This window comes from Silanimonas algicola, assembly GCF_054777375.1.
Genome location: NZ_BAAHAS010000002.1, coordinates 639,207 through 652,954 on the forward strand (window position 1 = coordinate 639,207; position 13,748 = coordinate 652,954).

The window sequence follows — 13,748 nt, forward strand, 5'->3', positions numbered from 1 at the left end:
GGGCTCAAGGCGTGCGGTCGGAAGCCGCGTCGTCGCTCTCGTCAGGGGTGGGGTCGGACGTCGTCACGACGTCATCAGTGGCGCCCGCGTCATCGGCGACGGGGGCGGAGTCATCGGCCGCGGCGGCGTCGGTGGCCACCGTGGCTTCGGATGCGGCGGCCGCGAGGGCCTGCACGGGCAGGGGTTCCTCGAGGGGCAGCTGCGGTTCGAGTTCGCCGAGGTCGCGGATCTCCGACAGCGGCGGCAGTTCATCCAGCGACTTCAGGTTGAAGTAGTCGAGGAACAGCTTGGTCGTGCCGAACAGGGCGGGCCGGCCCGGCACGTCGCGGTGCCCGACGACGCGGATCCACTCGCGTTCCTCGAGCATCTTGATGATGTTGGCGTTCACCGCCACGCCGCGGATCGCTTCGATTTCACCGCGGGTGATCGGTTGCCGGTAGGCGATCAGGGCGAGGGTTTCCAGCGTCGCGCGCGTGTAGCGCTGCGGCCGCTCGGCGAACATCCGCGCCACCCAGGGCTGCACGTCGCGCTGCACCTGGAAGCGGAAGCCCGAGGCCACCTCGACCAGCATCACGCCGCGGGACGCGCAGGCGGCCTGCAGGGCCTCGATGGCCTGCTCGATGCTGCCGCGCGGCGCCGGCTGGTCTTCGGGGAACAGCGCGTAGAGCTGGGCGACCGTCATCGGGTGCGTCGAGGCCAGCACGGCGGCCTCGACGATGCGCTCGACGAGGCGGTTGTCCGACAGTGGCGCCTCCTTGGGCGGCGACTGCAGTTCGAATTCGACCGGGGTGTCTTCGGTGCTCATCGGGTTCGGCAAAAGGGAGGGATCAGGCCGGCTCGAGGCCGCTGTCGCCGTCGGTGGGCAGCGCGGAGGGCGCTTCCGCGCCCGCGTCACCGCGGGGGTCGTTGTCGTCCGGGCGGCTGTCGTCGCCGTTGGCCGGGCCGCCGTCCTTGTCCAGGCGCTCGGACAGGGCGCGCACGTAGATCGGGGCGAGCGGGCTTTCCTGCACGATCTCGATCAGGCGCTCCTTGGCCAGTTCGAGGATGGCGAGGAAGTTCACCACCACGCCCAACCGGCCTTCCGCGGCGACGAACAGGGTGCTGAACTCCGTGAACGTGGTGGCCGAAAGCCGGCCCAGCACCTCGCCCATCCGCTGGCGGACGCTGAGCGCCTCGCGCTTGATGGCGTGGTGGCTGAAGAGCTCGGCGCGCTTCATGACGTCGCGCAGGGCGAGCAGCATCTCGCGGAGGTCGACGGCCGGCGGCTCGACGCGGGTCTGCTTCTCGCCGGGGTCGGCGTGCACCACGACGGTGTCGCGCTCGAGGCGGGGCAGCGTGTCGATGTCCTCGGCGGCCTTCTTGAAGCGCTCGTACTCCTGAAGGCGGCGGACCAGCTCGGCGCGCGGGTCGGCTTCGACCCCCTCTTCGCTGGGCGGGCGGGGCAGCAGCATCCGCGACTTGATCTCGGCCAGGATCGCGGCCATCACCAGATACTCGGCGGCGAGCTCGAAGCGCAGCTCCTGCATCACGTCGATGTAGCCGATGTACTGGCGGGTGATCTCGGCGACCGGGATGTCGAGGATGTCGAGGTTCTGCCGGCGGATCAGGTAGAGCAGCAGGTCGAGCGGCCCTTCGAACGCCTCGAGGATGACCTCGAGGGCATCCGGCGGGATGTAGAGGTCCTGCGGCATCTGCAGGATCGGCTGGCCGTGGACGAGCGCCAGCGGCATCTCCTGCTGCTGCGGCGGCGGCGGGAACGCGCCGGCTGCGACGGTCGTCGCGTCGGCCAGCAGGTCTGCGCTGTGGCCCGGTGCCGGCGTGCCGGTCACGGGGTATGTCCTGCGGTGTGGACCACGGAGTCTCCGGGGTGCGGGAACGGCATCCGGTGCGACGTGGCCTCAGGCCAGGTCCACCGGTTGGAAGCCCTGGCGCACCACGTCGGGAGCGGGCAGGGTGCAGTCGATGATGCTCGTGGGGCCGGGAGCGCAATGGCCTGCATCCAGCATCACGTCGACCGCGTGCAGCCAGAGGTCGGCCACCTCGTCGGCCTCGTGGCCGAGGAAGGGCGCCTCGTCGGCGTCCATGTCGGGCGACCGCAGCGTGGTCGACAGCAGCACGTCGCCACAGGCGACCAGCAGCGCTTGCGCCACCGGGTGCTCGGGGATACGAATGCCGATATCGCGCCGCTTGCTTCGGGCGCCCTGCTTCAAACGGTTCGGGAGCTGCCCGGAGGCCGGCAGGATGAACGTGACGGGTCCGGGGCTCAGGCGACGCAACAGGCGGAAAGCCGGGTCATCGAGCCGGGCAAAGCGGCTGGCGTCGCTGATCGATCGGCAGAATAGGGTGAAGGGGTGCCCGCTGTCCAGCTGGCGCAGGCGCCTCACCCGCTCTTCGGCGCCGGTTCCGTTCAGGCTCCAGACCAGGGCGTAACCCGCGTCCGTGGGGCAGAGGGCCAGGCCATCGCGCTGGATCCGTTGAGCTGCTCGTTCGACCAGTCGGGCCTGCGGATGGGTCGGATGGACGTCCAAGCGCAGGGCGTCGCCCGGGGTCAAGGCGTGGCCCCCGCCATGGCGCGCGTCACGCGGCGTGTCGCGATGGGCCGGCCTGGCGCCTCAGCGCCGCGCCGCCCTCGGCTTCGTCGCGAGTTCGTCCACCATCGGCCCGAACTCGATGGGCTGCGGCGGTGCGAGCGACTTCACGCGGTCCCGTGCCTCCAGACGGGCGCCACCCTGGACCGTCGCGATGCTGAAGCGCTCCTGCACGCTCGCGACCTGCACCTCGCCGATCGGGGTCTCGGTCGAGCCGAGCGAAATGCCGGTCTCGGGGTCGATCAGCGCCTCGCCGGGACGCACGACGGACAGGCGTTCGCCGGCAGTCACCGAGCCGGCGCCCAGGTTGATGTAGGCCTGCGAACCCTCGACCTTGATGACGGAGCCCGTCGCCGGCTGGGCGCCGACCTGCTTCGCGAGTTCGAAGACCGCCTCGTTGATGGACGCGATCACGGCCTGGCCAATCGGCGTGCGGGAATACGCGCCGACGAAGCCGCCCATTGCTCCACTGCCGCCGAATGCGGCGCCGCCGAATCCGATGCCCGACTCCTTGATCTCGCGTTCGATCTGCTTGGTGAACACGACTTCGCTGGTGGTCGCGTCGATCAGGCGGATGTTCATGCCGAGCGACGAGGACGAGGAGTTCACGCTGAGGCCTCCGGCAAGGGCGCCAAGGCCACCGAGGCGGCTGCCGCCGAGCGCATTCGCGATCCCCCCCACGTTCGTCGACTTGGCATTGGTGCCCGGGTCGTATGACGTGATGACCGCTTCGACGAGGTATTCCGCGCCGAGGATCTGGCCCATGCCCGCCGCCGACGGCGACGCGACTCGGCCGCTGGCGCCGAAATCCTGCTCCTGCATCACGTTGCCGATCGCCTGGCGTTCGACGAGGCGGAAACGGCCGCTCTGGTTCAAGGCATCGGTGATCATCGCCTCGATGCCGTTCACCGGAACGGTCTGGAACGCCCACTCGATGTTGCTGGTGCCGTACTGGTCGTTCGCGGTGTAACTGGAGACGCTCGACGTGTTGTCGATCTTGCTGACCGCCACGCGGGCCTTGCGTCCAGCGTACGGCGACCAGCGCACCTGCACGAGGCGCAGCGTGTTCACCGGCGTGAGGTTCTGCGGGAGCGCGATCTCCCCACCTTCGGCCACGGAATAGGCGAGCGGCTCGGCGGCGGCCGGGAGGGTTCCTGCGGCGGCAACGAGAAGGGCGGCGGCGAGGGTGCGCAACGACAGCATGGCTACTCCTTGGAAGCGAATCGGGGGGTCCATCACGTCCGACCGAGCCGGAGCCGTGGCGGGAGCAAGTCTAGCCCAAGGCCCGGAGCGCTACACTTCGGCCATGCCCGATTCGAACCTTTCCCAACGTTGGTACCTCATCCTTGGCCGGGACGCCGAGGGCGCCGGCCCGGCGCGCGCGATGGCTCGCCCCGCCCACCTCGCGAGGCTCCAGGCGCTGGCCGAGGCTGGTCGGTTGAAGGTGGCCGGCCCGCTGCCCCGAAAAGACGGCGTACCGCCCGCGGAAGGCGGGGTGTCGGGAAGCCTGATCGTCGCGGCGTTCGACGACCTCGCCGCCGCGCAGGCGTGGGCGGCCGACGATCCTTACGTGGCCGCTCGGGTCTATGCGCACGTCGACGTGCAGCCGTTCCTACCGGTGCTGCCGTGAGCGCCCCCGTGATTGAGGGTGGCCTCCCCCGGGAGGCCCGTGGCGCCGAGATCGAGGCTCGCCTGAGGACGGCCCTCCAGCCGCAGTCCCTGGAGGTGATCGACGACAGCCACAAGCATCGCGGCCATGCGGGGGCCGCGGATGGCCGCAGCCACTTTTCGGTCCGCATCGTGGCCGACGCTTTCGCCGGCCTGCGCCCGATCGCCCGCCATCGGCTCGTGTACGAGGCCCTCGGATCGCTGATGGCGACCGATATCCACGCCTTGGCGATCGAGGCCCGGGCCCCGGGCGAGGCCGGCCCGTAGCGGCTACACTGATCGGCCGCTCGGCGCGCACTCTCCGGAGAATCAAGGGCTTGCATCGCCGGGATCCCTGAATTCAACGCTTCCGGGGCTGGTCTCCTCCGGCCGCCCCGAGCCACCGGATCGCCCCGCGCATGCGTCTGTCCACCATCAAGCTCGCCGGCTTCAAGAGCTTCGTCGACCCGACCACCCTGCACCTGCCCACCAACATGACCGGCGTCGTCGGTCCGAACGGTTGCGGCAAATCGAACATCATCGACGCGGTGCGCTGGGTGATGGGCGAGAGCTCGGCAAGCCGACTGCGCGGTGATTCCTTCACCGACGTGATCTTCTCCGGCTCCAGCTCGCGCAAGCCGGTCTCGCAGGCCACCGTCGAGCTGGTCTTCGACAACAGCGACCAGGCCATCGGCGGCGAGTTCGCGAAGTACAACGAGATCTCGGTGAAGCGCCTCGTCTCGCGCGACGGCCAGAGCAGCTACTTCCTCAACGGCGCGCGCTGCCGCCGCCGCGACATCACCGACCTGTTCCTCGGCACCGGCCTCGGCCCGCGCAGCTACTCGATCATCGAGCAGGGCATGATCTCGCAGGTGATCGAGGCCAAGCCCGAGGAACTGCGCCTGTTCCTCGAGGAGGCGGCCGGCATCTCCAAGTACAAGGAGCGCCGCAAGGAGACCGAGAGCCGCATCAAGGGCACGCGCGACAACCTCGACCGCTTGAACGACCTGCGCGAGGAGATCGACAAGCAGCTCGAGCACCTGAAGCGCCAGGCCCGCGCCGCAGAGCAGTACCAGGCCTTGCAGGCCGAGCACCGCGAGAAGGACGCGCAGCTGAAGGCGCTCGAGTACCGCCGCCTGCAGGCGCAGTCCGAAGCGCTGAACGCCGCGCTGCTCGAGGACGAGACCAGGCTGCAGGAACTGCTCGCCGAGCAGCGCGCCGCCGAAGAGCAGGGTGAGCTGACGCGCGACCAGCACGCCGAGGCCAGCCAGCACCTCGGCCGCGCCCAGGCCGAGAGCTACCGCATCGGCGGCGAGATCGCCCGCATCGAGCAGCAGATCCAGCACCAGCGTGAACTGAAGCGGCGCATCGAGACGGCCCGTGCCGAAGCCGACGAAGCGTTGGCCGAGGTGATGCACCACATCGAGGCCGACGCCGCCCAGCTGATGCAGCTGGAAGAGCAGGTGGCGGAGGCCGAGCCGCGCCTCGAGACCCTGCGCGGCGGCGACGAGGACCGCCAGGACGCCCTGCGCGAGGCCGAGACCAAGCTGGCCGACTGGCAGCGCCGCTGGGACGAGTACGCCCGGTCCTACGCCGAGTCCTCCCGTGCCGCGGAAGTCGAACGCACCAAGATCGAATTCCTCGAACGGCAGTCGATGGAGGCGAACCGCCGCCGCGAGACGCTGGCCACCGAACGCGCGGGCCTCGACCTCACCACGCTCAGCGAGGCGATGGAGACGCTGGCGCTGGAGCACGAGACGAAGCGCGCCGGCCTCGATGCGCTGGCCGAGATCCTCGATGCCAAGAAGGCCGCGCTTCTCGAGATCCAGGAGCAGCAGCGCCAGCAGCAGACGGAACTCGCCGAAACCCGCAAGGCCACGCAGGCCGCCAAGGGCCGCATGGCCTCGCTGGAGGCTTTGCAGCACGCTGCGCTCGGCCAGGAGAAGAGCGGCGCCCTCGACTGGCTCAAGGCCCAGGGCCTCGCCGACCTGCCGCGACTCGGCGAAGTGCTGACGGTCGAACCGGGCTGGGAAACGGCGGTCGAGACGGTCCTCGGGCACCTGCTGGAAGCGGTCGTTCACGACGATGCCGGCAGCGTCCGTGCGGCCGTTGCGCAGCTGGCGCAGGGTCGTGTGGCCCTCGTCGACGGCGCCACCGGTGGTATCGACGCGCCCGCCGGCAGCCTCGCGGCCAAGATCGAGGGGCCGCGCGCGATCCGCGCCTTGCTCGCCCCCATCCACGCCGTCGACGCGCTGGCCTCCGCCGAGGCCGGGGCGATTCGCGCCGGCCTGCGCACCGGCGAAGCCCTGATCGATCGCACCGGCGTTTGGGAAGGCCCGGGCTGGCTGCGTTTCAACAAGAGCGGGGAGGCCCAGCAGGGCGCGCTGGCCCGCGAGCGCGAGATCAATGAACTCAAGCAGCAGATCGCGACGCTGGCGGCCCGCGAGCAGGCCCTGCTCGACGGCCAGCACGCCCACCGCGATGCGCTGCTGGTGGCCGAGCAGGCCCGCGAAGACGCGCAGCGCACGCTGTACCTCGCGCACCGCAGCGTCTCCGAGATGGGCGGCCAGCTGCAGAGCCAGAAGGGCCGGTTGGAAACCGCGCAGGCCCGCATGGCCACGCTGGACCGCGAACTCGCCCAGCTGGCCGCGTCGATGGAGTCGGCGCAGGTGGAAGTGCGCGAGGCGCGGGGCCGGTTGGAAATCGCCACCGAGCGCATGGGCGACCTCGAAGCCCAGCGCATGACGCTGGAGAACGAGCGGCGCATCTTCACCGAGCAGCGCGAGACGGCCCGCATGTCGGCCCGCGAGGCCCGTGAATCGGCGCACCAGCTCGCACTGGCGCTCGAAGCCCAGCGCACCCGCGTCAATGCCCTCAACCAATCGCTTTCGCGACTGCGCGGCCAGCAGGCGCAGCTGGCCAGCCGCCGCGATGAGCTCGCCGCCCAGCTGCAGGACGGCGACAGCCCGATCCACACGCTGGATGGCGAACGCCAGCTGCTGCTCGAACAGCGCGTGATCGCCGAGAAGGACCTGGCCACCGCCCGCGCCAACCTCGACGGCATCGAGCAGGAGCTGCGCGGCTACGAGCACAAGCGCCAGCAGCGCGACCAGGCGGCCCTCGCCCAGCGCGAGCGCATCGCCCAGCGTCGGATGGAAGCGCAGGCGCTGGAGATCAAGGCGCAGCAGCAGGTCGAGGCGATCGCCACCGCCGGGCTGGAACTCGACGCCGTCGTGGCCGGCCTGCCGGAGCAGGCCGATGCCGCGACCTGGGCGCGGAGCATCGGCGAGCTGGAAGGCAAGATGCGCCGCCTCGAGCCGGTCAACCTCGCGGCCATCCAGGAATACGCCGAGCAGAGTGAGCGCAAGGCCTACCTCGACACGCAGAACGCCGACCTCGTCGCCGCGTTGGAGCAGCTCGAGGACGCCATCCGCAAGATCGACCGCGAGACCCGCGGCCGGTTCAAGGAGACGTTCGACCGCGTCAATGCGGGCGTGCAGGAGCTGTTCCCGCGGCTGTTCGGCGGCGGCCACGCCTACCTTGAACTGACCGGCGAGGACCTGCTCGACACCGGCGTGGCCATCATGGCCCGCCCGCCCGGCAAGCGGGTCTCCAACATCACGCTGCTGTCGGGTGGCGAGAAGGCGCTGACCGCCGTGTCGCTGGTGTTCGCGATCTTCCGCCTGAACCCGGCGCCGTTCTGCCTGCTCGACGAGGTGGACGCGCCGCTCGACGAGGCCAACGTCGGCCGCTTCTGCACCATGGTCAGCGAGATGAGCGAGAAGGTGCAGTTCCTCTTCGTCAGCCACAACAAGGCGACGATGGAGGCGGCCAAGCAGCTTGCGGGCGTCACCATGCGCGAGCCTGGCGTGTCGCGCCTCGTTTCGGTCGATCTCGCCGAGGCCACGCGCCTCGCGGGTGCGGCATAATCGCGCGGTCGAAACCACGCCAAGACCGCGTCTGGAGCCCGTTGGATGGAATTGTCCGGCCTGAGTGAAGCCAACGTCCTGCGAATCGCCATCGGCGCCGCGGTGCTCGTGCTGATGGTGGTGATCTGGCTGACCGGTCGGAAGAAGCCCGAACAGGGCGTGCGTCGAGACAGCGCCGATACCGACCGTCTCGCGGCGGCCTTCCCGGGCGCCGGCAGCGGCGTGCGACGGGAACCCACCTTGGGCGATGCGGTCGCCGAAGCCGACGGCGAGGGCCCGGAGCTCGAGGCGGAGCGCGGCATCGCCGCCGACGACGCGGCGCCCGTGTCGCCCACGCGGTCGCAGCTCGGCGCCCGCCCGGATGCCAGCTTCGACCGCATCGTCACCCTGTACCTCGCGGCCCGCGCCGGCGAGGTGCTGCACGGCCCCGACATCGTCGTGGCCTGCGAGAAGGCCGGCCTGGCCTACGGCCACATGGGCATCTTCCACCGTCTCGACGACAACCACCCGGAGCGCGGCCCGATCTTCAGCCTCGCCAACCTGGTGAAGCCTGGCTCGTTCGACATGGCCCGGCTGGGCGAGATCCGCACGCCGGGCGTCAGCCTGTTCATGACCCTGCCGGGCCCGCTGAACGCGCTCGACGCCTGGGAAACCCTGCTGCCCGCCGCCCAGCGCATGGCCGAGCTGCTCGACGCGGTGCTGCTCGACGAGGAGCGCAACGCGCTCGGCCGCCAGCGCATCGCGCACCTGCGCGAGGAAATGCGCGCCTACGACCGCAAGCGCGACGCGCAGAACGTGCGCTTCTGAGGCCTCCGGCCGGCGTCGATCGCCGGCCGCGGCGCGACACCGACGCGAGGCCTGCATGAGCGCTCCCGATCGCATCGACGAACTCCGGCGCCTGATCGCCGACGCCGACCACGCCTACTACCAGCTCGACGCGCCGAGCGTCCCCGACGCCGAGTACGACCGCTGGATGCGCGAGTTGCGCGAGCGCGAAGCCGAGCATCCGGAACGCGTCACCGCCGATTCGCCGACGCAGCGCGTGGCCGGTCGGCCCTCGTCGGCTTTTGCCGAAGTGCGGCATGCCGTGCCGATGCTGAGCCTCAACAACGCCTTCGCCGACGAAGAGGTTGCCGATTTCGTGCGGCGCATCGTCGAAGCCACGGGTGAGATCGAGCCCGCGTTCTCCGTGGAACCGAAGATCGACGGCCTCGCGATCACGCTGCGCTACGAGCAAGGCGTACTGGTGCAGGGCGCCACGCGCGGCGACGGCACCACCGGCGAGGACGTGATCGCCAACCTGCGGACGATCCGCGCGATCCCGCTGTCTTTGCGCCTGCCATCGGGGCAGGCGGCGCCCGCCTTGCTGGAGGTGCGTGGCGAGGTCTATATGCCGAAGGCCGCGTTCGAGCGCTTCAACGAGCAGGCTCTTGCCCACGGCGAGAAGCCGCTGGCCAATCCGCGCAACGGCGCGGCCGGTTCGCTGCGCCAGCTCGACCCGCGCATCACCGCGAAGCGGCCGCTGGCGTTCTTCGCCTACGGCATCGGCGAGGTCGACGGCTTCGAATTGCCGGCAACGCACTCCGTACTGCTTCGGCGCCTCGGTGAGTTCGGGCTGCCGCTGGCGCCGGAGATCGACGTGGCCGAAGGCCTCGACGGCGTGCTGGCCTATTACCGCCGCATCGGCGCGGCTCGCGATGGTCTGCCGTACGACATCGACGGCGTCGTCTACAAGCTCGACCGCCGCGACCTTCAGGAACGCCTGGGGTTCGTGGCGCGCGCGCCGCGCTGGGCCATCGCCCACAAGTTCCCGGCGCAGGAAGAACTGACGGTGCTGGAGGGCATCGACGTGCAGGTGGGCCGCACCGGGGCGATCACCCCGGTGGCGCGCCTGAAGCCGGTGCGCGTGGCCGGCGTGGTGGTCACCAACGCGACCCTGCACAACGCCGACCAGATCGTCCGGCTCGACGTCCGCCTCGGCGACACCGTGGTCGTCCGCCGCGCCGGCGACGTGATCCCCGAGGTGGCGCGCATCGTGCCCGAGCGTCGGCCGCTCGCCGCCGACGGTTCGCCGCGGCATCCGGCCTTCGTGATGCCCACGGCCTGCCCCGAGTGCGGCTCGGCGGTGGAGCGCGCGGAGGGCGAGGCGGTGATGCGCTGCACCGGCGGCCTGTTCTGCCCCGCACAGCGCAAGCAGGCGCTGATCCACTTCGCCTCGCGGCGGGCGATGGACATCGAGGGCCTCGGCGAGCGCTTCGTCGAGGACCTCGTCGATTTCGGCTACGTGCAGACGGTGGCCGACCTCTACCGGCTGACGCTCGACGACCTGCTGGCCATGAAGCGTCGTGCCGACGCGCGGGATGGCGTGACGCCGGAGACGGTGAAGCAGGGCAAGATCGCCACGCGTTGGGCCGAGAACCTGCTCGGCGGCATCGACCAGAGCCGCCAGACCGCGCTGGAGCGCCTGCTGTTCGCGCTCGGCATCCGCGACGTCGGTGAGGCGACGGCCAAGCAGCTCGCCCGCTGGTTCGGCGGCCTCGACGCCCTGATGGCCGCCAGCACCGAGGATCTGCTGGCCGTGCCGGACGTCGGCCCCGTGGTCTCCGCGCGCATCCATGGCTTCTTCGCCGAGGCGCACAATCGCGAGGTGATCGCGGCGCTGCGCGAGCGCGGCGTGCAATGGCCGGAAGGGCCGCCGCAGCGCACGGCGGAAGGCCCGCTCGCCGGGAAGACCGTCGTGCTCACCGGTGGCCTGGCCGCCTTCAGCCGCGACGAAGCCGGGGCGCATCTCGAAGCCCTGGGCGCCAAGGTCGCCGGCAGTGTGTCGAAGAAGACCTCGCTCGTGGTCGCTGGCGAAGCCGCGGGGTCGAAGCTCGACAAGGCACGCGAGCTCGGCATCGAGGTCTGGGACGAGGCGGCCCTGCTCGACTTCCTGCGTGCGCAAGGCCGCATCGCGTGAACCGGCGCCACGCCGCGCTGCACCTCCGCGCCCGGTCGAACGCGCTGTTCCGGGAGTTCTTCGCGGCCCGCGGGGTGGTGGAAGTCGAGACGCCCGTGCTCAGTCGCGCGGGCAACACCGATCCAAACATCCGCAGCTTCACGCTCGACTTCACCGGCCCCTCGAGCGGCGGCCCCCGACAGCGCTGGCTGCGCACGTCGCCCGAATTCCCATTGAAGCGGTTGCTCGCTGAAGGTTTCGGTGATTGCTATGAACTGGGCCGCGTCTTCCGCGACGGTGAAGCGGGTGGCCGACACAATCCCGAATTCACCATGCTCGAGTGGTACCGCGTCGGCTGGGACCACCGCCGGCTCGCGGACGAGACCGTAGACCTCGTCACCGCGGCGATGGCCCTGGTGGGGCGCGCGCCAACGCAGGTGCGTTCGTTGGATTTCGCCACCCTCTACCGCGACGCCTTCGGGCTCGACCCGCACACCGCCCCGATCGATGCGCTGAGGGCGGCGCTGGGCGACGTCCAGATCAATCCCGAGGGCCTCGGTCGCGATGACTGGCTCGACCTGCTGATGACGCATCGCCTGCAGCCCGCGTTCGCCGATGACGCGATCACGGTCGTCCACGATTGGCCGGCGACGCAGGCGGCCTTGGCGCGCGTCCGGCCCGGTGTCGACGGTAGGCCGGCGGTGGCCGAGCGGTTCGAGCTCTACCTCGGCCCGCTCGAAGTGGCCAACGGCTACCACGAGCTGACCGATGCCACGGAGCAGCGGTCCCGGTTCGAGCGCGACCATGCCGTGCGCGCCTCGCGTGGCGACGTCGCGCCGCCCATCGACGAGGCGCTGATCGCGGCATTGCCATCGATGCCGGCTTGCGCGGGCGTGGCGCTGGGCGTGGATCGGCTGCTGATGGGCTTGCTGGGCACGTCGCGGATCGCCGACGTCCTCGCCTACGACTTCGCGAACGCCTGAACGGCAGACATCGACGACGAATGCCGCGTGCGTCGGGTCGGCTGGATTTCCCGGCCGTTCATCGATCGCCGATGATTCTCGCTCTCGCGTCCCAGGCCGAGGCCACCCATGTCCATCCGTCCTTTCCTGTTCGTCTTCAGCGCCGCGCTCGGCGCCGTCTTCCACGCGATCCCGGCCGAAGCCCAGTACGGATACGGGCCGCCACAGCGCTTCCGCTGCGAGAGCATCGACGGCCGGACCGGCCATTGTCGCGTCGATACGCGCGGCGGCGTTGTGCTGGTCGAGCAACTGTCGCGCAGTGCCTGCGTCGAAGGCCGCAGCTGGGGTTGGGATCGACGCGGCGTGTGGGTTGCCCAAGGCTGTCGAGGCGAGTTCGAGGTCGGCGGTCGCTACGGTGCGGCCCCGGGCGGTGGCTGGGGCGGTGCTTGGGGTGGTGGCCACGGTGGATCCTCCATGGTCCGCTGCGAGAGTCACGGTGGCCGGCAGACCGTTTGCGGCATGAAGACGCGTGGCGGCGTCGTCCTCGTGCGCCAGCTGTCGCGAGGGGCCTGCATCGAGGGCCGCACCTGGGGCTGGGACCGTCGAGGCGTCTGGGTGACCGAAGGCTGCCGAGGCGAATTCGCCAGCGCTGGCGGTGACTGGGGCGGTGGCGACTGGGGCGGTGGCGACTGGGGCGGTGGCGACTGGGGCGGTGGCGACTGGGGCGGTGGGCCGGGATACCGCCATGGCGTTGGGAGCACGATCCGCTGCGAGTCGCACGGCGGCCGAACGCAGTACTGCGACATCGGACGGGTGCGGGATGTGCGATTGGAACGCCAGCTGTCGCGGGGCGAGTGCACGGAAGGCTACACCTGGGGTGTCGACCGACGCGGTCTTTGGGTCACCCAGGGCTGTCGCGGCGAATTCTCGATCTGGTGACCGGGTTGGACGCCCGTTTCGCGGTGGCTTTCGCCGCGCGCGGCGCGGCGTGCGCGGGGCCCGCCGGTTGGGGTGACGGCGCGCGTGCGGCGCGACCGGCGGCCTTGGCGATACGCCCGGAGGCGCGCAGCACCTGCCCACCCCACGCCGCTGCCAGCTTGAGCGGCGGCAGGGCCATCGTCAGGGCCTCGGCGCTGAAATCACGCAGCTTGGCGGGGGCGATCTCCAGCGCCTCGCCAAGCGGCGCCGGCAGCCAGTCCATGCCGGCCTTGCGCACCCGGCACACCGCATCGGCGTAGCGTCCGGCGGCCCAGGTGGTGGCCACGGCACGGGTCGTCTCCGCCACCAGCGGTTCGACCGGCGTGAAGCGCAGCAGGGGTTGGATGAGTGGCGCCGGCAGCCACTCGCCGAGCAGATCACGCAGGCCGTGCTTGCGGGTGAGCGGACTCAGCTTGGCCTGGGTCTCTGCCACGGCGAGCACGCTCTCGATCTCCCAGCGCGCCGGCTTGAGGCCGTGGCGTGAGTAGATGGTCTTGACGAGTTCGCGTCGTACCGTCGCGGGCTTCAGCCGTTCCGCGGCGTCGAGCATCCGCTTCGGGATGAACGGCCGCAGCAGCGGCAGCGTGTGCAGCGCCACGTCGATGGCGGCACCGGCACCCGCCTGCACCGACGCGGCGTGCAGGCGGGCTTCGGTGCCGGCAACGCTCGCCGGACGCTTCGGGCTCGTAGGCATGCCGGGTAGCAT

11 protein-coding genes and 1 pseudogene are annotated in these 13,748 nt (G+C 70.7%); 7 read left to right on the plus strand and 5 right to left on the minus strand.

The window, feature by feature from the left end:
• Positions 1-34 precede the first annotated feature (34 nt).
• The 4 genes and pseudogenes from scpB to ACYVAK_RS08180 form a co-directional block, all read right to left on the minus strand.
• Positions 35-682: pseudogene (gene scpB, locus ACYVAK_RS08165) on the minus strand (SMC-Scp complex subunit ScpB); the annotation flags it as partial.
• A gap of 145 nt (positions 683-827) precedes the next feature.
• A complete protein-coding gene (locus ACYVAK_RS08170; RefSeq protein ID WP_461060518.1) occupies positions 828-1,730 on the minus strand; it encodes a segregation and condensation protein A in 903 nt (300 codons plus the stop codon).
• A 168-nt stretch (positions 1,731-1,898) separates the two neighbouring features.
• On the minus strand, positions 1,899-2,528 hold the full coding sequence (locus ACYVAK_RS08175) for an L-threonylcarbamoyladenylate synthase (protein ID WP_461059762.1): 630 nt from the start codon (positions 2,526-2,528) through the stop codon (positions 1,899-1,901).
• An 84-nt stretch (positions 2,529-2,612) separates the two neighbouring features.
• Entirely contained in the window at positions 2,613-3,791 is a 1,179-nt protein-coding gene (locus ACYVAK_RS08180; protein ID WP_461059764.1) for a CsgG/HfaB family protein, read from the minus strand.
• Between the two features lie 103 nt (positions 3,792-3,894).
• Between ACYVAK_RS08180 and ACYVAK_RS08185 the strand changes: the two genes are divergently transcribed.
• The 7 genes from ACYVAK_RS08185 to ACYVAK_RS08215 all read left to right on the plus strand — a co-directional run bounded on the left by ACYVAK_RS08185 (position 3,895) and on the right by ACYVAK_RS08215 (position 13,003).
• Positions 3,895-4,218: a YciI family protein gene (locus tag ACYVAK_RS08185; protein ID WP_461059766.1), complete on the plus strand. Its 324-nt coding sequence runs from the start codon at positions 3,895-3,897 to the stop codon at positions 4,216-4,218.
• Positions 4,215-4,523: a BolA family protein gene (locus ACYVAK_RS08190; protein WP_461059768.1), complete on the plus strand. Its 309-nt coding sequence runs from the start codon at positions 4,215-4,217 to the stop codon at positions 4,521-4,523. Before ACYVAK_RS08185 ends, ACYVAK_RS08190 begins: the two co-directional genes overlap by 4 nt.
• 131 nt (positions 4,524-4,654) lie before the next feature.
• The gene (smc, locus tag ACYVAK_RS08195; RefSeq protein WP_461059770.1) at positions 4,655-8,164 is read left to right on the plus strand and encodes a chromosome segregation protein SMC; all 3,510 of its coding nucleotides are present in this window, start codon (positions 4,655-4,657) and stop codon (positions 8,162-8,164) included.
• A 60-nt stretch (positions 8,165-8,224) separates the two neighbouring features.
• Positions 8,225-8,971: a cell division protein ZipA gene (zipA, locus tag ACYVAK_RS08200; protein WP_461060520.1), complete on the plus strand. Its 747-nt coding sequence runs from the start codon at positions 8,225-8,227 to the stop codon at positions 8,969-8,971.
• Positions 8,972-9,026: 55 nt separating this feature from the next.
• Positions 9,027-11,123 carry an NAD-dependent DNA ligase LigA gene (ligA, locus tag ACYVAK_RS08205; RefSeq protein WP_461059772.1) on the plus strand — a complete coding sequence of 699 codons (2,097 nt, stop codon included), beginning with the start codon at positions 9,027-9,029 and terminating at the stop codon, positions 11,121-11,123.
• Positions 11,120-12,085, plus strand: a complete 966-nt coding sequence (gene epmA, locus ACYVAK_RS08210; RefSeq protein ID WP_461059774.1) for an EF-P lysine aminoacylase EpmA — start codon at positions 11,120-11,122, stop codon at positions 12,083-12,085. The genes ligA and epmA overlap by 4 nt, the downstream gene beginning before the upstream one ends.
• Positions 12,086-12,193: 108 nt before the next feature.
• Positions 12,194-13,003, plus strand: coding sequence for a DUF3011 domain-containing protein (locus ACYVAK_RS08215; protein WP_461059776.1), 810 nt, complete (start codon positions 12,194-12,196; stop codon positions 13,001-13,003).
• On the opposite strand, the gene ACYVAK_RS08220 is transcribed toward ACYVAK_RS08215, so the two are convergent.
• A complete protein-coding gene (locus ACYVAK_RS08220) occupies positions 12,966-13,736 on the minus strand; it encodes a hypothetical protein (protein ID WP_461059778.1) in 771 nt (256 codons plus the stop codon). The two genes, ACYVAK_RS08215 and ACYVAK_RS08220, sit on opposite strands and share 38 nt — an antisense overlap.
• Between the last annotated feature and the right edge of the window lie 12 nt (positions 13,737-13,748).

Coding starts and splice junctions, on each gene's coding strand:
- ACYVAK_RS08170 (WP_461060518.1), bottom strand. CDS start 1,730: ATGCCGCTGGCGCTCGTCCACGGCCAGCCGATCCTGCAGATGCCGCAG.
- ACYVAK_RS08180 (WP_461059764.1), bottom strand. CDS start 3,791: ATGCTGTCGTTGCGCACCCTCGCCGCCGCCCTTCTCGTTGCCGCCGCA.
- ACYVAK_RS08185 (WP_461059766.1), top strand. CDS start 3,895: ATGCCCGATTCGAACCTTTCCCAACGTTGGTACCTCATCCTTGGCCGG.
- smc (WP_461059770.1), top strand. CDS start 4,655: ATGCGTCTGTCCACCATCAAGCTCGCCGGCTTCAAGAGCTTCGTCGAC.
- ligA (WP_461059772.1), top strand. CDS start 9,027: ATGAGCGCTCCCGATCGCATCGACGAACTCCGGCGCCTGATCGCCGAC.
- ACYVAK_RS08215 (WP_461059776.1), top strand. CDS start 12,194: ATGTCCATCCGTCCTTTCCTGTTCGTCTTCAGCGCCGCGCTCGGCGCC.
- ACYVAK_RS08220 (WP_461059778.1), bottom strand. CDS start 13,736: ATGCCTACGAGCCCGAAGCGTCCGGCGAGCGTTGCCGGCACCGAAGCC.